25 protein-coding genes are annotated in these 23,480 nt (G+C 73.2%); 14 read left to right on the forward strand and 11 right to left on the reverse strand.

What is annotated here, in order from left to right:
* The first annotated feature begins 60 nt into the window (after positions 1-60).
* The 5 genes from VTA80_RS14560 to secA all read left to right on the forward strand — a co-directional run bounded on the left by VTA80_RS14560 (position 61) and on the right by secA (position 7,056).
* Positions 61-870: a ComF family protein gene (locus VTA80_RS14560; RefSeq protein ID WP_407341811.1), complete on the forward strand. Its 810-nt coding sequence runs from the start codon at positions 61-63 to the stop codon at positions 868-870.
* Positions 871-1,103: 233 nt separating this feature from the next.
* Complete coding sequence (gene hpf, locus VTA80_RS14565) at positions 1,104-1,745, forward strand: ribosome hibernation-promoting factor, HPF/YfiA family (protein WP_407341812.1); 642 nt, start codon at positions 1,104-1,106, stop codon at positions 1,743-1,745.
* A 59-nt stretch (positions 1,746-1,804) separates the two neighbouring features.
* On the forward strand, positions 1,805-3,058 hold the full coding sequence (locus tag VTA80_RS14570; protein ID WP_407341813.1) for a winged helix-turn-helix domain-containing protein: 1,254 nt from the start codon (positions 1,805-1,807) through the stop codon (positions 3,056-3,058).
* The gene (locus VTA80_RS14575) at positions 3,051-3,983 is read left to right on the forward strand and encodes an EamA family transporter (RefSeq protein ID WP_407341814.1); all 933 of its coding nucleotides are present in this window, start codon (positions 3,051-3,053) and stop codon (positions 3,981-3,983) included. Before VTA80_RS14570 ends, VTA80_RS14575 begins: the two co-directional genes overlap by 8 nt.
* 154 nt (positions 3,984-4,137) lie before the next feature.
* A complete protein-coding gene (secA, locus tag VTA80_RS14580) occupies positions 4,138-7,056 on the forward strand; it encodes a preprotein translocase subunit SecA (RefSeq protein WP_407341815.1) in 2,919 nt (972 codons plus the stop codon).
* 86 nt (positions 7,057-7,142) lie between these two features.
* Here the strand turns inward: secA and VTA80_RS14585 are convergent, their stop codons facing one another.
* The gene (locus VTA80_RS14585) at positions 7,143-7,550 is read right to left on the reverse strand and encodes an Rv3235 family protein (protein ID WP_407341816.1); all 408 of its coding nucleotides are present in this window, start codon (positions 7,548-7,550) and stop codon (positions 7,143-7,145) included.
* A gap of 234 nt (positions 7,551-7,784) precedes the next feature.
* Positions 7,785-8,567, reverse strand: a complete 783-nt coding sequence (locus tag VTA80_RS14590; RefSeq protein ID WP_407341817.1) for a hypothetical protein — start codon at positions 8,565-8,567, stop codon at positions 7,785-7,787.
* A 147-nt stretch (positions 8,568-8,714) separates the two neighbouring features.
* Between VTA80_RS14590 and VTA80_RS14595 the strand changes: the two genes are divergently transcribed.
* Positions 8,715-9,254 carry a hypothetical protein gene (locus tag VTA80_RS14595; protein ID WP_407341818.1) on the forward strand — a complete coding sequence of 180 codons (540 nt, stop codon included), beginning with the start codon at positions 8,715-8,717 and terminating at the stop codon, positions 9,252-9,254.
* On the opposite strand, the gene VTA80_RS14600 is transcribed toward VTA80_RS14595, so the two are convergent.
* The gene (locus VTA80_RS14600; protein ID WP_407341819.1) at positions 9,251-9,466 is read right to left on the reverse strand and encodes a helix-turn-helix domain-containing protein; all 216 of its coding nucleotides are present in this window, start codon (positions 9,464-9,466) and stop codon (positions 9,251-9,253) included. The two genes, VTA80_RS14595 and VTA80_RS14600, sit on opposite strands and share 4 nt — an antisense overlap.
* Before the next feature lie 135 nt (positions 9,467-9,601).
* On the opposite strand from VTA80_RS14600, the gene VTA80_RS14605 reads away from it, so the two are divergent.
* Genes VTA80_RS14605 through VTA80_RS14615 form a run of 3 tightly spaced genes read left to right on the forward strand, consistent with a single transcriptional unit; the run spans position 9,602 to position 12,038 of the window.
* Entirely contained in the window at positions 9,602-10,243 is a 642-nt protein-coding gene (locus VTA80_RS14605; protein WP_407341820.1) for a hypothetical protein, read from the forward strand.
* Positions 10,244-10,245: 2 nt separating this feature from the next.
* Positions 10,246-11,553, forward strand: a complete 1,308-nt coding sequence (locus VTA80_RS14610) for a CpaE family protein (RefSeq protein WP_407341821.1) — start codon at positions 10,246-10,248, stop codon at positions 11,551-11,553.
* A gap of 17 nt (positions 11,554-11,570) precedes the next feature.
* Positions 11,571-12,038, forward strand: coding sequence for a DUF6912 family protein (locus VTA80_RS14615; protein WP_407341822.1), 468 nt, complete (start codon positions 11,571-11,573; stop codon positions 12,036-12,038).
* 51 nt (positions 12,039-12,089) lie between these two features.
* On the opposite strand, the gene hisN is transcribed toward VTA80_RS14615, so the two are convergent.
* From hisN to VTA80_RS14640, 5 genes are read right to left on the reverse strand one after another with little or no spacing between them, the layout of a single operon-like run.
* Positions 12,090-12,893 (reverse strand): histidinol-phosphatase, encoded by an 804-nt coding sequence (hisN, locus tag VTA80_RS14620; RefSeq protein WP_407341823.1) that lies wholly within the window; start codon positions 12,891-12,893, stop codon positions 12,090-12,092.
* A gap of 55 nt (positions 12,894-12,948) precedes the next feature.
* Entirely contained in the window at positions 12,949-14,070 is a 1,122-nt protein-coding gene (rsgA, locus tag VTA80_RS14625) for a ribosome small subunit-dependent GTPase A (protein ID WP_407341824.1), read from the reverse strand.
* Complete coding sequence (aroA, locus tag VTA80_RS14630) at positions 14,067-15,371, reverse strand: 3-phosphoshikimate 1-carboxyvinyltransferase (RefSeq protein ID WP_407341825.1); 1,305 nt, start codon at positions 15,369-15,371, stop codon at positions 14,067-14,069. Before aroA ends, rsgA begins: the two co-directional genes overlap by 4 nt.
* Before the next feature lie 10 nt (positions 15,372-15,381).
* Complete coding sequence (locus VTA80_RS14635; RefSeq protein WP_407345782.1) at positions 15,382-15,906, reverse strand: DoxX family protein; 525 nt, start codon at positions 15,904-15,906, stop codon at positions 15,382-15,384.
* Positions 15,907-15,957: 51 nt separating this feature from the next.
* A complete protein-coding gene (locus VTA80_RS14640; protein ID WP_407341826.1) occupies positions 15,958-16,491 on the reverse strand; it encodes a ferritin in 534 nt (177 codons plus the stop codon).
* A gap of 96 nt (positions 16,492-16,587) precedes the next feature.
* Between VTA80_RS14640 and VTA80_RS14645 the strand changes: the two genes are divergently transcribed.
* Together VTA80_RS14645 and rsrA are read left to right on the forward strand one after the other, a co-directional pair.
* The gene (locus tag VTA80_RS14645; protein WP_407341827.1) at positions 16,588-17,370 is read left to right on the forward strand and encodes a sigma-70 family RNA polymerase sigma factor; all 783 of its coding nucleotides are present in this window, start codon (positions 16,588-16,590) and stop codon (positions 17,368-17,370) included.
* Positions 17,367-17,660 (forward strand): mycothiol system anti-sigma-R factor, encoded by a 294-nt coding sequence (gene rsrA / locus VTA80_RS14650; protein WP_407341828.1) that lies wholly within the window; start codon positions 17,367-17,369, stop codon positions 17,658-17,660. The genes VTA80_RS14645 and rsrA overlap by 4 nt, the downstream gene beginning before the upstream one ends.
* A gap of 95 nt (positions 17,661-17,755) precedes the next feature.
* Here rsrA and VTA80_RS14655 read toward each other — a convergent pair whose 3' ends face one another.
* On the reverse strand, positions 17,756-17,830 hold the full coding sequence (locus VTA80_RS14655) for a 50S ribosomal protein bL37 (protein ID WP_407345783.1): 75 nt from the start codon (positions 17,828-17,830) through the stop codon (positions 17,756-17,758).
* Between the two features lie 166 nt (positions 17,831-17,996).
* Here VTA80_RS14655 and VTA80_RS14660 point away from each other — a divergent pair, with 166 nt between their 5' ends.
* The 3 genes from VTA80_RS14660 to VTA80_RS14670 all read left to right on the forward strand — a co-directional run bounded on the left by VTA80_RS14660 (position 17,997) and on the right by VTA80_RS14670 (position 20,606).
* Positions 17,997-19,085: a type IV pilus twitching motility protein PilT gene (locus VTA80_RS14660; RefSeq protein WP_407341829.1), complete on the forward strand. Its 1,089-nt coding sequence runs from the start codon at positions 17,997-17,999 to the stop codon at positions 19,083-19,085.
* A 109-nt stretch (positions 19,086-19,194) separates the two neighbouring features.
* On the forward strand, positions 19,195-20,001 hold the full coding sequence (locus VTA80_RS14665; protein ID WP_407341830.1) for a DUF4097 family beta strand repeat-containing protein: 807 nt from the start codon (positions 19,195-19,197) through the stop codon (positions 19,999-20,001).
* Positions 20,001-20,606, forward strand: coding sequence for a PadR family transcriptional regulator (locus VTA80_RS14670; RefSeq protein ID WP_407341831.1), 606 nt, complete (start codon positions 20,001-20,003; stop codon positions 20,604-20,606). The genes VTA80_RS14665 and VTA80_RS14670 overlap by 1 nt, the downstream gene beginning before the upstream one ends.
* Here VTA80_RS14670 and VTA80_RS14675 read toward each other — a convergent pair.
* Together VTA80_RS14675 and VTA80_RS14680 are read right to left on the reverse strand one after the other, a co-directional pair.
* Positions 20,603-22,735 (reverse strand): acyltransferase family protein, encoded by a 2,133-nt coding sequence (locus tag VTA80_RS14675; protein WP_407341832.1) that lies wholly within the window; start codon positions 22,733-22,735, stop codon positions 20,603-20,605. The genes VTA80_RS14670 and VTA80_RS14675 overlap by 4 nt on opposite strands.
* Before the next feature lie 126 nt (positions 22,736-22,861).
* Positions 22,862-23,455, reverse strand: a complete 594-nt coding sequence (locus tag VTA80_RS14680) for a GDSL-type esterase/lipase family protein (protein WP_407341833.1) — start codon at positions 23,453-23,455, stop codon at positions 22,862-22,864.
* Positions 23,456-23,480 lie beyond the last annotated feature (25 nt).

Raw genomic sequence — 23,480 nt, forward strand, 5'->3', positions numbered from 1 at the left:
CGTCCCCAGGAACCCAGCGGGCACCCGAGCGCGCGCCCCGGACCGCGCCAGGCTGCATCGATGGCAGACGGCGCACCTCCGGACATGGCGGCATCGGGACGACTGCTCCGGGGCCTCGCGCTCGGGGCGCGCGATCTCGCGCGCCTGGTGCTCCCGGTCGAGTGCGCCGGCTGCGGGGCGCTCGACGTGGTGCTCTGTGCGCGATGCCGGGGCCTGCTCGACCGCGCGCCGTGGCGGTGCGAGGGGTCTGCCCCCCGGTTGGACCTCATGGACGGCCGGCCCGCGTACCCCGTGTGGGCGCTCACCGCGTACACCGGCGCGATCCGCGACCTCGTCGTCGCCTGGAAGGACCGGGGTCGGGTCGACCTCACCGACACCCTCGCCGGAGCGCTCGCGGCCGGGGCGACCCAGGTCGCCGGGGTGCTGCTCGCGGCCCGGTTGCCGCAACTGCCCTTGCTGGTCGTCCCGGCGCCGTCGTCGGGCGCGGCGCGTCGTCGTCGAGGGGCGGACCTCGTCGGGCTGCTCGCACACGCGGTCGCGCGCGCGTGCACCGCGGCGGGGCTGCCCGCGCAGGCCGCCCCGGTCCTCGTCCAGCGCCGTGGCGTGCGCGACCAGGTCGGGCTCGGCGCCCGCGCGCGGGGGCGCAACCTGGGTGGCGGCATCCGGTGGGGCCCGCGCGCCGGTGTACCCGCGCCCGGACGGCCGATGCTCCTGGTCGACGACGTCCTGACCACGGGCGCGACCCTCGCCGCGTGCGAACGGGTCGTGCGCGGCGCTGGCGGCGTCGTCGTCGGCGCCCTGGTGATCGCCGCCACGCCACCCCCGGGCGGGTTCGGGACGCCCAGCAAACAGGCGGCGCCCGGTGGGTGAATCGCAGGGATCCACCAGATGGCTGACGCGATGGTTGGAGGGTGCCCCGGGGAGCGTTACGGTTGAGTCAAGGTCGCAGTGCGGACCACGGTTCTTGGCCAATGACGGCCGGAATTGTGGGAGGCGCAGTGGTCTGGAGGAGGAGGTGTCGACTGACCGCCCGTCACAGGGTGAGAACAGCACGTCCAGCTGGTGGCCAGGAAGTGAGCCACCAAGAGACTCCGGAGGTCCGCATGGAGATCGTCGTCGTTGGTCGTCACACCGAGCTGCCTGAGAAGTTCCGCCTGCACGTGGAAGACAAGCTCGCGAAGATCAACCTGCTTGCGCCGACCGCGCAGCGGGTCGATGTCGAGGTCACCCACGAGAACAACCCCCGGCTGTCTGGAATCTCGGAACGCGTCGAGCTGACTGTGCGAGACAAGGGCCCCGTCGTGCGGGCAGAGGCGTCCGCGGACGACAAGTACGCCGCGCTGGACCTCGCCACCACCAAGCTGCTCGAGCGGCTGCGACGGTCGCGCGACCGACGCAAGGACCACCGCAACAACACCCCGCTCGCCCCGGTCGACGTGCGTCCGCCCGAGCCCGTCGCGCCCGCGCCGCCCGTGCTGGTTCCCGGTGAGGCCGTCGAGCACACGCTCGGAGACTCGCCCGTGATCATCCGGGAGAAGGTGCACGAGGCCAGGCCGATGACCGTGGACGACGCGCTGTACGAGATGGAGATGGTCGGCCACGACTTCTTCCTGTTCATCGACGCCGAGACCGCCCAGCCGTCGGTCGCCTACCGGCGTCACGGGTGGAGCTACGGCGTGATCAAGCTCGACAAGCCGGTCGCGACCGCCGGCGTCGCCAGCGAAGAACGCCGGGCCGCGGGCTGAGATCTGCGCGCGACACCGCGCGAGCACGACCTGTCGGTCCGGGGCGGGAGGATGAGCACATGCTCACCTCCCGCCCCGTCGACGTCCTGAGCCTGAGCCAGGCCCGGCGGGTCGCGCTGGGGGCCCAAGGCCTCGACCGCCGTCGGCCCGAACCCGGGACGGCGATCACGATGCGGCACCTGCAGCAGGTCGTGCGGCGCACCGGGCTGCTGCAGATCGATTCGGTCAACGTGCTGGCGCGCGCCCACCTGATGCCGCTGTACTCGCGGCTGGGCGCCTACGACCCCGCGCTGCTCGACCGCGCGGCCGGGACCGCGCCCCGGCAGCTGGTCGAGTACTGGGGACACATGGCGTCCTACGTCCCGCCGTCGACCTACCGGCTGCTGGAATGGCGCCAACGGGCCTACCGCACCGAGGCCTGGGGGGTGATCAGCGGCGTGGAGCTCGCGCACTCCGGCGTCGTCGCCGAGATCCGTGACCTGATCGCCGCCCGCGGCCCGATGACGGCGAGCGAGGTGCACGAGCTCTACGAGGCCGACCATCCGCGCGTACGGACCGACTGGGGCTGGAACTGGACGGTGGCCAAGCGGGCGCTCGAGTTCCTCTTCTTCACCGGCGAGGTCACCTCCGCGCGGCGCACGGCCTCGTTCGAGCGCTGCTACGACCTCACCGAGCGGGTCCTGCCCGCGGCGGTGCGCGCCGCGCCCCCGATCGCGGACGACGACGCCGTCCGCGCGCTCGTGGAGATCTCCGCGCGGGCCCATGGCGTGGGCACGCTGCGCTGCCTGGCCGACTACTTCCGGCTGCGGCTGACCCCGACCCGCCGGGCGATCGACGAGCTGGTCGAGCAGGGTGTGCTGCGACCCGTGACCGTGACCGGGTGGGACCGGGTCGCGTACCTGCACGCCGACGCCCGCCATCCCCGCCGGGCCACGGCCCGGACGCTGCTGAGCCCGTTCGACCCGCTCGTGTTCGAGCGTCGCCGGCTCGAGGAGCTGTTCGGGATGCACTACCGCATCGAGATCTACGTCCCGGCGGCCCAGCGCGTGCACGGCTACTACGTCCTGCCGTTCCTGCTGGGGGAGCGCCTCGCGGCGCGCGTCGACCTCAAGGCGGACCGCGGCGCGGGCGTGCTGCGCGTCCTCGCCGCGTTCGGTGAGGACGCGGCCCCGCCCGAGACCACCCGCGAGCTCGCCGCCGAGCTGGTCGAGCTCGCCGGCTGGCTGGGGCTGGCCGGGATCGAGGTCGCCGACCCCCGGCGCGGCGACCTCGCCGCCGAGCTCGCCTCGTGCCTGGAGCTGCCGGTTGGCTGACGCCCGGCTCGCGTCCTCGGCGCAGGGCCTGCCGCCGAGCTGGGCCGTGCGACCTCGGGACTTCGGGCTCGTCGCGGCCGGCGCCGTGCTGTGGGGCAGCGGTGGGGTCGTCGGCGCGCTGCTCGCCACCGGGAGCGAGGTGTCGATGGTCGCGGTGGCGAGCTACCGCCTGCTGGTCGGTGGCGGCGTGCTCGCGCTCGGCCTGGCCGTGGCGGGCCGGCTGCGGGGCGTGCCGCGGTCGAGGCCGGTCGTCGTGCGGGTCCTGGCCACCGGCGCGCTCGCGGCGACCTACCAGGCGAGCTACTTCGCGGCGGTCTCGCTTGCGTCGGTCTCGGCGGCGACGTTCGTCGCGCTCGGCGCCGCGCCCGTCGTCGTGGCTGCTGTGACGGCCGCCCGGAGCCGGCGGCGCCCACCCGCGCGGGTGGTCGTGGCGATGGCGCTCGCGCTGCTGGGCCTGGCGCTGCTGCTGGGCGTCCCGGCGTCGGGCGGATCTGGCGGCCTCGGCCTCGGCCTGGTGCTGGCGCTCGTCGCAGCGCTCGCCTTCGCGGTGATGACCGTGCTGAACAGCAGCGCGGTCCCGGGGCTCGAGCCCCTGGCCCTGACCGCGATGTCATTCACCCTCGGGGGCGCCGCGCTCCTGCCCGTCGCCGCGCTGCTCGGCGGCGGCCTCGTGGCCCCGCGCGGCGTGCCGGGGTGGCTGCTCGTCGCGTTCCTCGGTGTCGTGCCCACCGCGGCGGCGTACGGCGCGTACTTCAGCGGGCTGCGTCGGGTGCCGGCGACGACGGCGGCCCTGCTCGCGCTGCTCGAACCCCTGACCGCTGCCTGCGGGGCGGCCCTGCTGCTCGGTGAGCGCATCGGGCCGACCGGCGCGGCGGGCGGCGCGCTGCTCCTGTGGGCCGTGCTGCTCCTGCGTCCGCGCCGCTAGGGGGGCGATCCGGCGCCCGGCTCGCCTACGATGGAGCCGGGCTGTCCACACGCACCGGCGCGAGCACGTGCCGCCAGTGCGAGGTGAGCAGCTGCGAGACGTGGATCCGTCCGGCCGACCGGCCGCGGATACGCCAAACCCATGGGAGTCATGCGTGCCTGCGATCCTCGAGAAGGTCCTGCGCTTCGGCGAGGGCCGGATCGTCAAGAAGCTGTCCGGCATCGCCCACCAGGTCAACGCGCTCGAGGACAGCTTCACGTCCCTCACGGATGCGGAGCTGCGCGAGGAGACGGACCGGTTCAAGGCGCGAGTCGCTGACGGCGAGAGCCTGGACAGCCTCCTTCCGGAGGCGTTCGCCGCCGTCCGCGAGGCGGCGCGCCGCACCCTCGGCCAACGTCACTTCGACGTCCAGCTCATGGGTGCCGCCGCGCTGCACCTCGGCAACATCGCCGAGATGAAGACCGGTGAGGGCAAGACGCTCGTCGCGACGGCGCCGGCGTACCTCAACGCGCTGTCCGGCAAGGGTGTGCACGTCGTCACCGTCAACGACTACCTGGCGAGCTACCAGGCCGAGCTGATGGGGCGCATCTTCCGGTTCCTCGGCATGTCGAGCGGGGTCATCCTCTCGGGCCAGACCCCCGCGGAGCGCCGCCAGCAGTACGCGGCCGACATCACCTACGGCACCAACAACGAGTTCGGGTTCGACTACCTGCGCGACAACATGGCGTGGACCACCGACGAGCTCGTCCAGCGCGGCCACAACTTCGCGATCGTGGACGAGGTCGACTCGATCCTCATCGACGAGGCCCGCACCCCGCTGATCATCTCCGGCCCCGCGTCGGGCGACGCGAACCGCTGGTACGCCGAGTTCGCCAAGGTCGTGCGACGGCTCGAGGCCGAGCGCGACTACGAGGTCGACGAGAAGAAGCGCACCATCGGCGTGCTCGAGCCCGGCATCGAGCGCGTCGAGGACTACCTCGGCATCGAGAACCTCTACGAGTCGCTGAACACGCCGCTGATCGGGTTCCTCAACAACGCCATCAAGGCCAAGGAGCTCTTCAAGCGCGACAAGGACTACGTCGTCCTGTCCGGCGAGGTGCTCATCGTCGACGAGCACACGGGCCGCATGCTGCCCGGCCGCCGGTACAACGAGGGCATGCACCAGGCCATCGAGGCCAAGGAGGGCGTGGTCATCAAGGCCGAGAACCAGACGCTCGCCACGATCACGCTCCAGAACTACTTCCGGCTCTACGCGAAGCTGGCGGGGATGACCGGGACCGCCGACACCGAGGCGGCCGAGTTCTCCGGCACGTACAAGCTCGGCGTCGTGCCGATCCCGACCAACAAGCCGATGTGCCGCCTGGACCAGGGCGACCTCGTCTACAAGAACGAGTCCGGCAAGTTCGACGCCGTCGTCGCCGACATCGTCGCGCGGCACGCCGCCGGGCAGCCGGTGCTCGTCGGCACCACGAGCGTCGAGAAGAGCGAGCTGCTCTCGAGCAAGCTCAAGAAGCAGGGCGTCCCGCACGAGGTCCTCAACGCCAAGCAGCACGCCCGGGAAGCGCCGATCATCGCGCAGGCCGGTCGCAAGGGCGCCGTCACGGTCGCGACGAACATGGCCGGCCGCGGCACCGACATCATGCTCGGCGGCAACGCCGAGTTCATGGCCGTCGCGGACATGTCCAGTCGAGGGCTGGACCCCGCCGAGCAGACCGAGGAGTACGAGGCCGCCTGGCCCGACGCGCTGAAGAAGGCCATCGAGGCCGTCGCGGCCGAGCACGACGAGGTCGTCGAGCTCGGCGGGCTGTACGTGCTCGGCACCGAGCGGCACGAGTCGCGCCGCATCGACAACCAGCTGCGCGGCCGGTCCGGGCGCCAGGGCGACCCGGGCGAGTCCCGGTTCTACCTGTCGCTGCAGGACGACCTCATGCGGCTGTTCAATTCGCAGATGGCCGAGTCGCTCATGACCCGCGCCGGGTTCCCGGACGACCTTCCGCTCGAGTCGAAGATCGTCACGCGTGGCATCGCGAGCGCGCAGTCCCAGGTCGAGGCGCGCAACTTCGAGATCCGCAAGAACGTCTTGAAGTACGACGACGTCCTGTCCCGCCAGCGGTCCGTCATCTACGCCGAGCGCCGCCGCGTGCTCGAGGGTGAGGACATGCAGGATCAGATCCAGCACTTCGCCGCGGACGTCCTGACCGCGTACGTTGCGGGCGCGACCTCCGAGGGCACCCCGGAGAGCTGGGACCTCGAGGCGCTGTGGACCGCGCTCAAGGCCGTCTACCCGGTCTCGATCACCTCCGAGGAGGTCATCGAGCAGGCCGGTGGACCCACCCGCGTCTCGGCGGAGCTGCTGGCGACCGAGGTCATCAGCGACGCGCAGTTCGCCTACGCCGCCCGCGAGGAGCTGATCGGCTCCGAGAACATGCGTCAGCTCGAACGGCGCGTGGTGCTCAGCGTGCTCGACCGCAAGTGGCGCGAGCACCTCTACGAGATGGACTACCTCAAGGAGGGCATCGGCCTGCGGGCGATGGCCCAGCGCGACCCGCTCGTGGAGTACCAGCGCGAGGGCTTCCAGCTGTTCGGCGCCATGACCGATGCCATCAAGGAGGAGTCGGTCGCCTACCTGTTCAACCTCGAGGTCAAGGTCGCCGAGCCCGAGGCGGGCCCGGTCGTGACCGCCGCGTCGGCCGCTCAGGCTGCTGTCGGGTCCGGTGCCGCGGCCGCGAAACCGCGCACGGTGGACGCCGAGCCGGCCCCGGTGGCCGACGACGTCGTCGTGCCCGCCGCCCCGGCGTCCGACGAGGTCGCCGAGCCGGCCACGCGCCGTGAGGCGAAGGGCGCGCCCTCGGGCCGTCGGGCGGCCGGCACCATCGTCGCGAAGGGGCTGGACGGTCCCGATCGCAGTGCGCCGCTGCAGTACTCGGCGCCGACCGTCGACGGCGACGCGCAGCTCGCGCGCGGCACCACCGGCTCGCAGTCAGCGGTGCCCCCCGCGGGCGGCGCCGCTGCGGCCGACGTCAACCGCGAGGAGCGCCGCAAGGCCGAGCGGCAGGCGCGCAAGAAGCGCTGACCTCCAGGATCGACAGCGCTAACCGATCGACAGCGCTAACCGGTCGACAGCGCTCACCGATCGACAGCGCTACCCGATTCACAGCACTAACCGATCTCGAGGGCCGTCGCGCGCCACTGGCCGCGGTGGCCCTCGAGGCGTACTGCCACGGCGCGGACGCGCGGGCCGTCGTCGACCACGACCGTCGCCTCGGCCGCATTCTCGCCCAGCCGGCACAGCCGGATCCGACGGATCGCCGCATGGTGCGTGGGCTCAGCCCGGCCGAGCACCCGCTGCGTGACGGCGGAGCGGGCCACGAGCTGGTCGTAGATCTCCGGCGACACCCAGCGCGCGAGCTGGGCCATCGGGCGGGTCCCGCGCAGTGCCTCGACCGCGGCCTGGACCATCGCGCAGCACAGCTTCGTCGGGTCCGGGAGGCGGACCTGCTCGGGCGGGGCGATCTCGCCGACGCTCGCGATCGCCGGTCGGCGCTTGATCGCGTCGGAGCCGGCCACGGGGGCGGGGCGAGGATCGGACCCGGGGGCCGGGCAACCCGGGCCGGCCGCTCGACGAGCGGGGCCATCCGGGCCCGGGCAGGGGGGACGCCGGGCCCGGAGGTGTCCGGGGTGTCCTCCGGCTCCAGGGCGGCCGTGGCGGCGCTCACGATGCCGCTCCGGTTGCGTCGGCGACCCGGGGCGCCGGGGGGCTCAGCACCTGGCCGGGCCGGATGGTGTGGGGGTCGTCGCCGATCACGTCGCGGTTGGCGTCGTACCAGCGGGGCCACGCGGCCGCGATCTGCGCGTCGGTCGCGCCGACGACGAGGTGGTCCGCCGCGATCCGCCACAGGCTGTCGCCCGGGGCAACCGTGACCGGCCCGGATATCGGGGCTGATGCTGGCGGTGGCGCGGGGGAGCCGGAGCCGCAGCCGGAGCGGACGCTGATTCGGGGGCTGGAGCTGACGCGGTAGCAGACGCGGGAGCTGGAGCTGACGCGGTAGCAGACGCGGGAGCTGGCACTGATGCCGGAGCCGGAGCCGGGGCAGCAGCAGGAACGGGTGCTGGAGCCGGAACCGGCGTGGTGGCGCGCGCCGGGACCGCGACGACCTGCGTGGCGGCCCAGCCCAGGTCGGCGGGCGGCGCGGCCTGGTCGGCCACGGCGGGGACCACCGCGGCGACGAGGCCGACCCCGGCGCCGATCGACAGGGCCAGGGCCCGCCGCACGACCACCGGGGCGTGCCGGGCGACGAAGCGCTCCCCGGCAGCCCAGTGCCATCCGACCAGCCGGGCTGTGGCGCAGCCGACCGCCGCGACCAGCGCCAGCGCCAGCCACCCGGCCACGGCGAGACCCACGGCGAGCACGCCGAGCTCGACCACCTGATCGATGCTGCCGAGGCCGGCCCGGCCGTCCAGCGCGAGCGCGAGGAGTCGCATCCCCAGGGCTGCCGCGCTGGCCAGCGCGGCGGTGGCGGCCACGATCAGCGCGCCGACAGGTGCTGGTCGCGGTCGTGCTGTGCGCGGGACGGTCTGACTCATCGACTACCTCCAAAGAAAGTATTTGATGCCGTTTGATGCCGTTTGATGTTGTTCGGTGGGTCAGGTGTACCGGGTGCCACGGGAGTTGTCCAGAGCGGGACAGGCATTGGGGACGGCCGGCGGGGTCCGCGCCCTACGGTGGGGCGCATGCGGTGGGAGGCACTGTTCGCGGACATGGAGGCCCAGCTCGACGCGGCGCACGCAGCAGATCGCGCGGTCGAGGTGGCCGACCTGACGCGCGCCGAGAGGGCGAGCGTCGAGCTGGGTGATCGGTTGCGCGCGGCGCGGGGGAGCGGCGTGCGCCTGGCCGTCGCCGGGGGTCACACGGTCGACGGCGAGCTGCTGGAGGTCGCCGCGCAGTGGCTGCTGGTCGCCGAGGGTCACCGGCGCGTCCTCGTGCCGCTCGCCGCGCTCGTCGCCGTCCGAGGGCTACCCGAGCGCTCGATCCCCGCGCGCGAGGAGGTCGCCCGACGGCTGGGCCTCGGGTACGCCCTGCGGGCGATCGCTCGAGACCGGGTCGCGGTGCGGATCCTGACGGACGGGAGCGAGCTCTACGGGCGGATCGAACGCGTCGGCGCCGATCACCTGGACCTGTCGGCCAGTGTCGATCTCCGGTCCGACGGGCCCGGTGGTGCGCAGACGTGGGCGGTGCCGTTCACGGCACTGCGCCTGGTGCGCTCGGACTAGTCCGTCGGGGCGTCCGCGTCGATCCGCGCCCTGGTCTGCGCGTACATGCGCTCGATGTAGGCCTCGAGCTCGGTCGCCTCGACCCGCCACTGCGCGCGACCGCCGATCTGGATGGCGGGGAGCTCGCCGGATCGCACGAGCGCGTACGCCTGGGCGGCGGAGATGTTGAGCACCTCCGTCACGTCGGCGAGCGTGAGGAACCGGGAGGACATGTGCGCAGTCTGGCACGCCCGAGGTTGCTCGGACGGTTGTCCACAACTCGCCTGCGCGTGCGACCGGAATCACCCATGATGGGCGGTTCGAGTAGGTAGGCGGTCGAGCAGGGGGCGCGGTTGATGGTCACGTCGGTGCGGGAGCCGGTCAGTCCGGTCGCGGTGCGGCTCCGTCGACCGAGCTGGCGCGACCCGCGGCTGCTGGCTGGCCTCGTCATGGTGGCGGGGGCTGTCGCGCTCGGTTCCTGGGCGGTCTCGGCGGCGCAGGCGTACACCCCGGTCTACGTCGCCCGGGGAACCCTGGTCCCCGGCGAGAGCGTCGGCGCCGGCGATCTCGTCGTCGGGCAGGTGCGGCTGTCGCCCGCCGAAGCCGGCCACTACCTCGCCGTGACCGCCGCCGGACCACCCGAGCTCGTGGTGCTGCGGACGGTGTTCGCGGGCGAGCTCGTACCGGCGTCCGCCGTCGGGTCACAGGCCTCGCTCGACGTCCGGCCGGTGCCGGTCCAGGTCACCGACACGCTGTCCGACGGCGTGGTCGCGGGGGCCCGCGTCGACCTGTGGGTGACGGCCGCGACCGAGGGGGATGTGGGGCCGCCCTCGCTGCTCGCCGAAGGGCTCGAGGTCGCGGAGGTCTCGCGGCCGTCCGGCGCGTTCGCCGTCGGGGCCCGGACCACGGTGCACGTGCTCGTGCCGACCGGGTCGCTGCCCGCCGTCCTGGGGGCGCTCGCGGCCCCAGGCGCCGTGCAGCTCGTTCTCGTGCCCGGCACGGGCGGCTGAGGATGCCCGGGTCCGTCGAGGTGCTCTGCGCGGTGCGCGGGGCGGTGGAGGCCGCCGTCGCGACCGCGCTCGACGGCGCCGCGCACCGGATCACGGTGCTGCGGCGGTGTGCCGACTGCGCCGAGCTGCTGGCCGCCGCTGCGGCCGGGCTCGGCCGGCTCGCGGTGGTGTCGATCGACCTGCCCCACCTCGACCGGGAGGCGGTCGCCCAGCTCCACGCCGGGCGGGTCCGCGTGCTCGCGCTCGCGCCGCCGGGTCAGGCCGCTCGTGCCCTCGCGCTGGGCATCGACGCTGTGGTGGCCGACGACGTCGACGCGTCCGGCCTGGTCGCGGCGGTGCTCGCCCTCGCCGCGGCCGCCGCTGAGGACCTCGCCGACCGTGCGCCGGGCGCGGCCGGGCCGACGGCGGTCCAGATCGCGGGCGCGCCCGATCCCGGCGACCCCGGTCCGGCACCTCGGGGCCGGGTCGTGGCGGTGTGGGGGCCGACCGGGGCCCCCGGGCGCTCGACGATCGCGCTCAACCTCGCGGCCGAGCTGGCCGTTGCCGGCGCGCTCGTCATCGATGCGGACACCTACGGCGGCACGATCGCCTCGCTCGTGGGGATGCTCGACGAGGCGCCCGGCCTCGCCGCCGCCGCGCGCGCCGCCGGGCAGGGGGGCCTCGACCTGGCGGGGCTCGCCCGGCTGACGCCCGTGCTCTCGCCCGGGCTGCGCGTCCTGACGGGGATCTCGCGCGCGAACCGCTGGCCCGAGCTGCCCGCGTCGGCGCTCGAGGTGGTCTGGGAGGTGGCCCGCACCCTGGCGGCCTGGACCGTCATCGACTGCGGGTTCTGCCTCGAGCAGGACGAGGCCCTGAGCTACGACACGCGCGCACCGCGCCGGAACGCCGCGACGCTCTCGGCGCTCGAGGCGGCCGACGTCGTCCTGGTCGTCGGCTCGGGCGACCCCGTCGGGATCCAGCGCCTGGTCCGCGGGATCGCCGACCTCGCGGCGTTGCCGGTGCCGATCACGGCGGCGCGCACGGTCGTGGTCAACCGCGTGCGGGCGTCCGCTGCCGGGCCGCGTCCCGGTGCCGCGATCCAGGCGTCGCTGGGTCGGTACGCGGGTGTGGAGGAGGCCGTCCTGGTGCCCGACGACCGCTCGTCGGTCGACGGGGCAGTGCTGCGCGGGGCGACCCTCCTGGAGGTGGCGCCGGGGTCGCCTGCCCGCCGGGCGATCGCCGCGCTCGCGACGACGCTCACCCGCCCGGCCGTGCCCGCGCGTGCGCCCGGTGGCATGCGACGCCCGGGGCGGTTCGTGCGCACCGGTTGAGCGGGCAGACTGGGGCCGTGCGCATCTACCTGCCGGCTACCCTGCTCGACCTCGCCCCGACCCCCACGGGAGGGCGCCTCGCGCTCGGTCCGCTGCGCGCCCACGCGGTGACGCCCGCGCTGCGCGCGCTGTTCCCCGACGACGAGGACGAGGGTCTCGAGTACGCGGCCCAGCTCGCGGCGGCCGACGACTCGCTCGACCTGCTGGGGCGTACACCGCAGGCCCCGCGCCTGCGGTTGGTGCTGGCGGCCGACGTCGCCGACTCCGAGGTCTCGATCGTCGCGGACGACGACGCCGTGCCGAGCGCGGTCGACGTCGCAGGCGGTGTGCCGTGGGACGCGATCGTGTGCGCTCACGTCGACGAGCCGGCCGCCGAGCCGCAGGTCGTGGCCGCGCTCGCCGGCGAGGACGACGCCCTCGAGCACCTGGACGAGCGCGACCTGCTCTGGTACGACGCGAGCGAGTTCAGCGCGATCCCGCGCTAGATGTCCAGCGCGATCCCGCGCTAAGTGTTCAGCGCGATCCCGCGCTAGGTCCTAGTCGTCGAGCAGCGGGTCCAGCACCTGCAGCGCGGCCTCGTGCAGCAGACCGTTGCTCACGAGCGCCGAGCCGCCGAACGGTCCGGGCACGCCCTTGATCGAGGTGAACCGCCCGCCGGCCTCGGTCACGATCGGCACGAGCGCGGCCATGTCGTGCAGCGCCAGATCGGGCTCGCACGAGAGGTCGACCGCGCCCTCGGCGACGAGCACGTGCGACCAGAAGTCGCCGTAGGCCCGCGTGCGCCAGACCTTGCGGGTCAGGTCGAGGAAGTTGTCCAGCCGACCCTGGGCCTCCCAGCCCGTGAGGCTCGAGTACGACAAGGACGCGTCGGCGAGGTCCGTGACCCCGGAGACCTGCAACCGCGTGGCCGCCGCCAGCGACCGGCCCGTCCACGCGCCCGATCCGTTCGCAGCCCACCAGCGCCGACCGAGCGCCGGCGCGCTGACCAGGCCGAGCACCGGCTGCCCGGCGTCGACCAGCGCGATCAGGGTCGCCCAGACCGGCACGCCACGGATGAAGTTCTTGGTCCCGTCGATCGGGTCGATCACCCACTGCCGCGGTCCGTGCCCGGTGTCCGCGAACTCCTCGCCGTGGATCGCGTCGCGGGGCCGGGCGCGGGCGAGCTGCGCGCGGATGACCTCTTCGGCCGTCCGGTCGGCGTCGGACACGGGGGTGAGGTCGGGCTTGGTCTCGACCCGCAGGTCCAGGGCCTTGAAGCGGGACATCGTCACGGAGTCGACCTGGTCGGCGATCACGTGGGCGAGGCGCAGGTCATCGTCGTAACCCGATCGGATGGTCATGGCCCCACGGTAGCCGCGCGGCGCCCGGGCACCGCGCTGCCTCGCCGGGCCCCGGTCAGCGCAGGTCGCGCTCGGGGGTGTTCTCGGCGCCGATGGTGCCGGCCCGGCTCACGAGCAGGCGACGGAACGACTCCAGCCGGGCCGCCCGGGCGGCCATGGTCTCGGGGTCGGGCGAGCTCGCCACCCATTCGTCGAGCAGGCAGTCGGGGGCGTCGTCGGCGTGCGTGCACCCGCGCGGGCACTCCTGGGCGACCTCGGCGAGGTCGCCGAACGGGGCCAGCAGGTTCTCGAGCTTGACGTGCGCGAGCCCGAAGGAGCGGACCCCGGGGGTGTCGATGACCCAGCCGGCGCGCGCCGGTGGCTGGTCGACGCCGTCCGCGCCGTCCCCGCCATCCTCGGTCGCGGGCATCCGCAGCGCGATCGCCGAGCTGGACGTGTGCCGCCCGCGACCGGTGACGTCGTTGACCACGCCGACGGCCCGGAAGGCGTCGGGAACCAGCGCGTTGACGAGCGTGGACTTGCCGACCCCGGAGTGCCCGACGAGCACCGACGTGCGTCCGGCCAGCGCGCGGCGCACGTCGTCGAGCGCCTCGAGCTCGCCCTGCGGGCCCCGGCGCGTGACCACCACCGCGACGCCGATCGGCGCGTACATGGCGATCAGGTCGTGCGGGTCGGCCAGGTCTGCCTTGGTCAGGCACAGCAGGACGTCCATCCCGGCGTCGTAGCCGGCCACGACGCACCGGTCGATCATCCGGGTGCGCGGCTCGGGGTCGGCCAGCGCGGTGACGATGACGAGCTGGTCGGCGTTCGCGACGATGATGCGCTCGATCGCATCCGTGTCGTCCGCGGAGCGGCGCAGCACCGTGGTGCGCGCCTCGATCCGCACGATCCTGGACAGGCTGCCGTCGTCGCCGGAGGAGTCGCCGACGACGTCGACCCGGTCGCCCGGCACGACGCGTTCCCGGCCGAGCTCGCGGGCCTTCATCGCGATCGCCCGGTGCTCGTCGGGCCCGCCCTCGTCCACGAGCAGGGTGTAGCGCCCGCGGTCGACGCCGGTCACCATCGCCGTGATCGCGTCGGCATGCTCGGGGCGCTGCTTGGTCCGCGGTCGCGTCCCGCGCCGGTTCGGCCGGACGCGGATGTCCGACTCGTCGAGGCGCTGCCGGCCCGCGCTCATCGGGTGAGCATCCGGCGCCACATGCCCGGGAAGTCGGGCAGCGTCTTGGTGGTCGTGGCGATGTTCTCGACGAGCACGCCCGGCACCCGCAACCCGATCAGCGCGCCCGCGGTCGCCATCCGATGGTCGTGGTACGTCCGCAGGGTCCCCGCCCGCAGCGGTCGGGGCGTGATCACGAGCCCGTCGGCGGTCTGCTCGGCCTGACCTCCGAGGCGGGTGATCTCGGTCGCCAGGGCCGCGAGCCGGTCCGTCTCGTGCCCCCGCAGGTGCGCGATGCCGCGCAGCCGGGTGGGGGAGTCGGCGAGCGCGGCGAGGGCGGCGATGGTCGGGGCCAGCTCGCCGGCCTCGTGCAGATCGAGGTCGAGCCCGTGCACGACGCCAGTTCCGGTCACCTCGAGCACGTCGCCGTCGAGCCGGGCGGACCCCCCCATCCGCTCCAGGATCGCGGGGAGCAGCGCGCCGGGCTGGGTGGTCGTCGTCGGCCAGCCCGGGACCCGGACCGAGCCGCCGGCGATGAGCGCGGCCGCGAGGAACGGGCCGGCGTTGGACAGGTCGGGCTCCACGCGCACGTCGCGCGCGGCGATCGGTCCAGGGGACACGCGCCAGATCGCGGGCCGCGAGTCGTCGACCGCGACCCCCGCCTCGCGCAGCAGCTGCACGGTCATGTCGATGTGAGGCAGGCTCGGCAGCGTCGCGCCGGTGTGCCGCACCGTGAGCCCCTGCTCGAACCGGGCAGCGGCCAGCAGGAGGCCCGAGACGAACTGGCTCGAGCCGGAGGCGTCGACGTCGACCGAGCCACCGCGGACCGTGCCACGCCCGGTGATGGTGAAGGGCAGGAACCCGGGCGCTCCGTGCTCGGTGATCGAGATGCCGAGGGTGCGCAAGGCGGTGAGGACAGGTCCCATCGGCCGGACCCGCGCGCCGGCGTCGCCGTCGAACCGGACCGGACCGTCAGCGAGCGCGGCGACCGCGGGCAGGAAGCGCATCACGGTGCCGGCCAGGCCGCAGTCGACGGTGGCCGGTCCGCGCAGGCGTGCGGGGGTGATGAGCCAGTCCCGGTCGGCGTCGGCCGCGTCGGCGATCCCGGTGCCGAGGGTCGCCAGGGCGGCGGCCATGAGCTCGGTGTCTCGTGAGCGCAACGCCCCGCGCAGGCGGCCGGGGCCGTCGGCGATCGCCGCGAGGACGAGGTAGCGGTTGGTCAGGGACTTCGAACCGGGCACGTCGACGCTCGCGTCGAGCGGGCCGGTCGATTCCGGTGCCGCCCACCCGGCGGCGAGCTCCCGGGCAGCAGGCGTCGTCATAGCGCCCAGGTTACCGGGGCGTGGCGACAGCCTTGGCGTGCTCCGCGGCGCTGGCGGCGACGGCGTTGGCGTGCGCGGCGGCCTGCTCGCGTGCGTTGTTGACCCGCCACGAGACGCCGGGGCGACCCTCGTAGTCCGCACCCGCGAGCAGCGCGGCCCCGGTGAACGCGAGATTGCGCACGAACCGGGCGCGGCGCTCCTGCCGGACCTCGGGCGGCACCTTGCCGCCCTTGCGGGCGGGCAGGCTCGCCGCCGCGAGCGGCAGCGTGAGGGCCGCGAGCAGGAGCGCGGCGGTCCGTGGTGCGCGCCCGACGGCGAGCGCGATGCCGGCCGCGGCCGTGGCGGCGCCGTGGGCCACCACCACGGACCGCAGCTGTGCGTCGCTGACCTTGCGTTCTGTGCCGAGCTGCGCCAGCAGCGCATCGACAGCGGGCCGGGCAAACGCCACGTGCACGGCGGGACCCCGCACGGCGTCGACGCCTTGGGTCACGAACCAGGTGGCCAGCAGCGGGCGGGCGATCCGGCGGAGCAGCATCACGTGAACTTCCCTCGGTTGTGTGCGGTGACGGGTGGTGACGTGCGTGGGCTAGAGGGCGCCGCCGGCGGCGGACGGGGCGTCGAGCGATTCGCCGGCGTCCCCGACCTGCTCGCGGGCGACGTAGTTCTCCAGGTCGAACAGGTTGGTCCCGGCCCGCTGGGCGACGGTCAGCAGCGTGGTCGCCGAGGCGACCTCTTCGACCTGCTCCTTGAGGAACCAGAGCATGAACTGCTCACCGAGCGGGTCGGACTCGTTGCGGGCCGCCTGGAAGATCGCCTCGATCTGCGCGGTGACCTGCTTCTCCTGCGCCAGCGCGAGCGCGATGGGCTCCACCACGTCGGCGAAGTCGTTGCGCACGGCGTCGATGCCGGGGATCGCGACCGGGAGGTCCCGGTCGAGCATGTACTGGACGATCATCATCGCGTGGTTGCGTTCCTCGACCGCCTGACGGTAGTAGTGCCGCGCCAGCTGGGGCAGGTCCGAGCGGTCGAACCAGACAGCGATCGCGATGTACTGCTGGTGCGCGCCGAGCTCGTTCCCGACCTGCTCGCGCAGGAGGGTGATGAAGGTGGAGTCAGTCATACCGGCACGCTAGCCCCAAGTTCGCGCCGGGGCACGCGACCCGGCCTGGTGCGGCGCGCAGGGAATGGGAGTCCGCACCGTGAGGTTGACACCGACATGAGCTGCGTCCTCGCCTCACGGCCACCATCTGCGCCAGCCGGGTTCTCCATCGGTCCGTCGCACGCGTCGAGTCCCGCCTCGTCGAACCCCGTCTCGCTGTCCCCCGGACAGGTGCCGTGGGGCGCTCCGGGCGCGCCCACGGGTCTAGGCTCGGTACCGATGACCGAGGACACGAACCGGGCCCCCGAGGCCGAGGACTCCGCTGCGCGCATCGAACGCTTCGAGACGGAGGCGCTGGTCTACCTGGACCAGCTCTACGCCGCTGCGCTCCGCATGACGCGCAACCCCGCCGATGCCGAAGACCTGGTGCAGGAGACGTTCACGAAGGCCTTTGCCGCCTTCCACCAGTACCGGCCCGGCACGAACCTCAAGGCCTGGCTGTACCGGATCCTGACCAACACGTTCATCAACACCTACCGCAAGAAGCAGCGCGAGCCGCTGCGGTCGGCTGCCGAGGAGATCGAGGACTGGCAGATCGCGCGGGCGGCGTCGCACACGTCGTCCGGGCTCCGCTCCGCGGAGGCGGAGGCGCTGGACCACCTGCCGGACTCCGACGTCAAGGACGCGCTCCAGCAGATCCCCGCCGACTTCCGGATCGCGGTCTACCTGGCCGACGTCGAGGGGTTCGCCTACAAGGAGATCGCCGAGATCATGGGCACGCCGATCGGGACGGTGATGTCCCGGCTGCACCGAGGTCGCCACCAGTTGCGCGAGCTGCTCAGCGACTACGCGCGCGGACGCGGGCTGGTCGGCGCCGGCGAGAAGGAGGTCGGGTCGTGAGCCCAGACGAGTCTCCACTGCACGAGAGTGTCGGCGCTGTCGAGTGCCGGGAAGCCCTCGAGCGGCTGTCGGAGTTCTTGGACTCCGAGCTGGCCGAGACCGACGGCGATCGGATCCGGGAGCACCTGGCCGACTGCGAGCCGTGCCTGTCGGAGTACGACCTCGAGGACCACATCAAGAAGCTCGTCCGGCGCTCGTGCAGCGAGTCGGCCCCACCCGAGCTGCATGTGCGGATCCGCTCGCGACTGACCGTGCTGCGCGGCCAGATGCCGGGTGTCGACCTCGGCTGACCGCCGTCGGGGCACCACCTGCGGTGCGGAGGTGCGTCAAGATGCGTCGAGCCCGGTGCGAATTGCACCGGGCTCGTGGCATGTAGTACCTCGGATCAGGCGTTGGGCCGGTTTCCGTGGTTTGCGCTGCTCTTCTTGCGGGACCGCTTCTTGCGGGAACTCTTGCTCATGGTGTCTCCTCTACCGCTCGCCGTGGCCCCGGCGGGGTCGGCGGTGATTCCGGGTCGCACCAGGATCCCACACCTGCGCGCCGGTCCCGGACGAACGCCACTGTCAGGACGGGTTCTTGGGCCCTAGGGGTTCAAGTCAGGTCGGTTCCGCGCCGATGGAACCTGGGTGAGTGACAAGCTGCTATCGGTCATCCCGTTCCTGCACGCCCTGGCCAGCACGGGCGGTTCCGACCTGCACGTCAAGGTCGGCTCGGCGCCGCGCCTGCGGGTCGACGGCCGGCTGCGCAAGCTCCAGGTGCGTGATCTGCGCCCCGACGACACGGCGCACATGGTCGGCGAGGTGCTCCCGGCCGAGCTCGTCGAGTCCTTCAGGGCGACCCACGAGGCGGACTTCGCCTATTCGGTGCCCGGTGTGGGGCGGTTCCGGGTGAACGCCTACCAGGCGCGCGGGACCTGCGGCATCGTGTTCCGGCGGGTGGCAGCGGGCGCGCTGAGCCTGGTGGAGCTGGGGATCCCCGAGGTGGTGGGTGAGCTCGCGCTCGAGCCGCGTGGTCTGGTGCTCGTGACGGGCCCGACCGGCTCGGGCAAGACCACCACGCTGGCCTCGATGGTCGACCTCATCAACGCGAGCCGCGAGGTCAACATCGTCACGATCGAGGACCCGATCGAGTTCCTGCACCATGACAAGAAGGCGATGGTCTCGCAGCGTGAGGTCGGTCAGGACACGGCCGACTTCATGACCGCGTTGCGCGCCGCGATGCGCCAGGACCCCGATGTGATCCTTGTCGGTGAGATGCGCGACACCGAGACCGTGCGGGCGGCCATCGCCGCCGCGGAGACCGGTCACCTCGTCATGTCCACCCTGCACACGATGGATGCGTCCGAGTCGATCAACCGCATCGTCGACTTCTTCCCGCCGCACGAGCAGAAGCAGATCCGGATCGCGCTCGCGCAGGCGCTGCGCGGGATCGTCTCGCAGCGCTTGGTGCGCCGCGCGGACGGCGGCGGTCGCCTCGCGGCGGTCGAGGTGATGGTCAACACCGGGCGCACGGCCGAGGCGATCCTCGACCCGCTGGACGCGCCGCCCATGGTCGACCTCATCCGCGACGGCGGCTACTACAAGATGCAGACCTTCGACCAGCACCTCCTGGAGCTCATCCGCTCCGGTCTCGTCACCTACGACGACGCGTGCGCGGTCGCGTCCAACCCCCAGGACCTCACGGTCGAGCTGCGCGCAGCCGGCCTCATCGGCTAGGTCGCCCGCCGGGTTCTCCCGCCGGGTTCTCCCGCCGGGGTTGTCCTCGGGCTCCAACGCGATATAACGTGTCTCCCAACGCGATATATCTCGAGAATGGAGCCGCGTGATGAGCATCGACACCTGGGTCGTGACCGGCCCGCAGATCATCGAGGTCGACCAGCTGGACGCGCTGCGAGTCGGTCTCGTCCGCGGGCGGGTCGACGTCGTCGGCCACGACGAGCCGGGCGCACGGATCGAGGTGCACTCGGTGGCCGGCCGGCCGCTCGAGGTCAGCCTCACCGGTGGCGAGCTCCGGGTCGGGTACGCCTTCACGCTCCGAGGCTGGGACAGCTTCCTCGACGACGTGCGCAACCTGCGGGACAAGGACACCGCCGACGTCCACATCGCCGTGCCGAGGCACGTGGCGGTGCGGCTCGGCACGGTGGGGGCCGAGGGGCTCCTCGCAGGTGTCCTCGACGGTGCGTCGGTCTCGACGGTCTCCGGCTCGGTGGTCACCGACGGCACGCGCGGACCGCTGGTGGCCAGCACCGTGTCCGGAGAGATCGCCGTCCGCGACCATGGCGGAGACCTCCGGCTGAACTCGGTCTCCGGCGAGCTGACCGCCTCGGGCGCGCTCGCGCGGGTCGTGGCGACCACCGTCTCCGGCCCGATCACGTTGGACATCTCCTCGCAGTCCGCCTCGATCACCGCCTCGAGCGTCGCGGGGGATGTCACCATCCGGCTGCCCGCCGGCCGCGGGGTCGACGTCTCGGCGCGCAGCGTGACCGGGCGCGTCGTCGTCGACGGGCACGAGCACAAGGGGTCCACTCCCGGGCAGGCGTTCGTCAAGCTCGACACCCACGACGGCACCTGCGCGATCACGGCGAACACGGTCTCGGGGCACCTGACCGTGCTGCGCGGACCGGTCAGCTGATGGCTCCCGTCTTCGCCTACGGTCAGCTCCGGCTGTACCTCCTGTCGCTGCTCGAGTCCGGGCCCAAGCACGGCTACGAGCTCATCACGGCGCTCTCCGACCGTTTCGGCGGCACCTACCGACCCAGCCCGGGCACGGTGTACCCGCGTCTCGCCCGGCTCGAGGAGGAGGGGCTGGTCGAGCGCGCCGAGGACGGGCGCAAGGGCACCTACACGCTCACCGAGGCCGGCCGGCGCGAGCTCGCCGACCGCAGGGCCGACCTCGCCGCGCTGGAGGAGGACCTCGCGGAGACCGTCCGCGGGCTCGCCGAGCAGGTGCGTGCCGACGTCCGCGGATCGATGTCGGGGCTGCGCGCGGACCTCGCGGCAGCGGCCCAGGACGCCCGGGCCCGCGCGGTCCCGGCGGCCGAGCCCGCGGGGGATGCGCGGACGACGTCGCACGTGCGCAGGATCGACGCGGAGGCGCTGGTCCTGCGGTTCCGCGACGAGGTTCGCGCCGACCTGCGGCTGGCCGACGCGCGTGGTCGGCTCGACGAGCTCACCGTCGACACCCTGCGCACGGTGCTCGACAGCGCGCTCACGGCCGTGCGGGCGACGCTGCGCTAGCTGACGGCCGGGAACAGCGCACCGGCGAGGAGCGGCCCGAGCGACTCGCTGTAGGCGTTCGTCATGTGCACGTTGTCCCGACGCACCGGCGTGGTGCCGATGACCGGTGGGCAGTACCCCTTCGGCGTGCAGAACCACAGGCTCGTGTCCACGAACTGGGCGCCGTGGCTCGTGGCCTCCTTCGCCGCGTGGCTGGAGAAAGATCGCCAGACGTCCGTGACCTCGGATGCGCACCGATCCGGCGTGCTGATCCGGTTGGCGCACGACGCGAGCGCGACGCCCTCCGGCGGCGGCGAGAGGATCACGACGTGCGGCAGGCCCTGAACCGCATCGAGCGTCCGGCCCACGCCGACACTCCAGGTGTCGATGACCTCGGTCGAGCCCGTGGCGCTCGGGAGCGAGCCTTTCAGTGCCGAGGCGAGCACGAGCACCTCGGGCTTCTCGGCGGTGATGTCGCCCAGGGCGCGGTCGAGGAAGTCGGCGCACCCCTGGTACACGGAGCCGTCGGTGTCGAACTGGGGGACCGACGGGTATGAGCAGCCGACCTTGGCGTAGATCGACAGGTTCCAGTCAGGCCGTGCGGACAGAGCCGCCACGAGACCGGGTACCCAGCTCTTGGCCAGCGAGTCGCCGAGGATGGCCACGGTGTGGGTGGCGCCCTGCGCACCGAGCACGCAGTGGTGGGTGATCTCCGAGCGGGTGTTCCAGCAGTTCGCCGGCAGCGCGTCGGTGTCGGCGCCGGTGATCGAGTCCACCGCCGGGGTGAGGCCCTCCCACGTGTTGCGGGCCACGGCCTCTTTGATCTGGGCTTGGATCGCGTCGACCCCCGCTGGCGACGTCGCGGTCGCCGTCGTCGTCGCGGCGACGGTCCCGGTGGCGGACGCGACCTGGCTGCCGGTCGACATCGCCATCCCGGTCACGGCGACGACGACGACGAGGCCTGCCCCGATCGCGGCCCCCGCCCGGAGCGCCTGCGATCGCCGCACGGGCGGGCGCGACCGGTTCGCGTCGCGGGGCTCCAACCACGCTGAGGCACGGACCGGCTTCTCGACGAAGTGGTACGAGACGACCGACAGGACCAGGGTGCAGACCCCGGCGACGAGGGCGAACGTCAGGCTCGTGGTCGCCATCAACGAGCCCAGCACCACGATGACCGGCCAGTGCCACAGGTAGAGCGAGTAGGAGATGTCTCCGACGTAGCTCACCGGCGCGAGCGAGCGCGGGAAGTCGCGCGCCTCGTCAGGGACCCCGGTTCCCGCCGCGATCACGACCGCCGTCCCGATCGCGGGCAGAAGCGCCCAGGGGCCCGGGAAGTGCGAGGTCGAGTGGACGGCGAACACGGAGGCGGCGATGAGGGCGAAGCCGGCGATGCCGAGGGCGGGCCGGAGCGCTCCGGGCAGTCGCGCGAGCCGCGGCGCGGCGACGGCGATCGCCCCGCCCAGGGCGAACTCGAACGCGCGCGCAGGCGTGGAGTAGTACGCCGCGGTCGGCGAGGAGACCGAGTAGTACAGGGCCCACGCGAACGAGAGGGCCCCGGCAGCCAGGACGATGGTGAGGACGACCTCGGCAGGCCCGCGCCTGCGTCGCCGTGCCAGGAGGACGGCCGCGGCGATGAGCAACGGCCACACGATGTAGAACTGCTCCTCGACCGACAGGGACCAGTAGTGCTTGAAGATCGACTGGGACCCGTCCTGGAAGTAGTCGGCGCCGGTGGCCGCGAAGTGCGCGTTGGCGAGGAACACGGCGGACCAGAGCCCGTCGGTGAGCGACTGCCAGGCCTTGGCCGGCCAGTAGACCAGGAACGACGCGATGCACGAGATCACGATCACCAATGCCGCGGCGGGCAGGATCCGTCGCGCCCGGCGCGCGTAGAAGCGTCGATACGACACGCGCCCGGTTCGGTTCACCTCCCGCAGGAGCAGGCCGGTGATGAGGAAGCCCGAGATCACGAAGAACACGTCCACGCCGACGAACCCGCCGGTCGGGCTGCCCGGCAACCGCTGGAGCAGCAGCATGTGGTCAGCGATGACGAGGATGACGGCGACCGCGCGCAGCGCCTGGATGTCGGCGCGCGCGGGACGCTTCGCAGTGGCTCGTGCGGCGTCGTGCGGACTTGTCGCGATGGTCATGGGGCCCCTTGCGCACTGATCCCAGCGTGATCTGGGTGCAGTTTGCCCTATCTGACCGGATTTGACCCGGTGAGATGGGCTGCTTCGTTCGAGGGACCCGAGTCGGCGTGGCCTGGGTAGCCGACCTCAGGCGGGGTCCTCCGGCAGGCCGAGCCACAGGTTCCAACCGGTGTGCAGCACGAGCCACGCCATCATCCCGTAGCCCGCCTGCCCAGGAAGCAGACCGTCACCGGCGGCGAGGTCGCCCAGCCACTGGTCGTGCGTCGCGAGCGGCGTGTACATGTCGACGTAGGGCACACGGCGGCGGGCCGCGACGTCGCCGTACGCCGCGGACAGCTCGGCGATCTGGTCGCCGTCGTCCGCGTAGCCGGGCGGGGGGCCGACGACGAACGTCGGCACGCGCTGCGCTTCGGCGACATCCAGGATGTTGGCGAGGTTGAGCCGGCTCCGGGCGAGGGACAGCCCGGCGGCGAGGTCGGCGCGGCCGAGGGCCACGATCAGGCGGTTGTCGGCCTCGGGGGAGAACCGCCGCGCGGTCTCCTCTTCCCAGCGCGCGGCGAGCGCGGTGGTCGACTCGCCGGGCACCGCCAGCGTCAGGACCATGGCGGCCGGCTCGGCGTGCGTCCGGGCGGCGACCCGCCCGACCCAGCCGATCCCCTTCGGGTCACCGGCTCCGGCAGCCAGCTCGTCCCCGATCACCGCAAGCCGCAGCTCGCCCACGCCTCTCACCCCAGTCCGTCTCGTG

Origin of the sequence: Pengzhenrongella phosphoraccumulans (assembly GCF_045689905.1) — a bacterium.
GTDB classification, from domain to species: domain Bacteria; phylum Actinomycetota; class Actinomycetes; order Actinomycetales; family Cellulomonadaceae; genus Pengzhenrongella; species Pengzhenrongella phosphoraccumulans.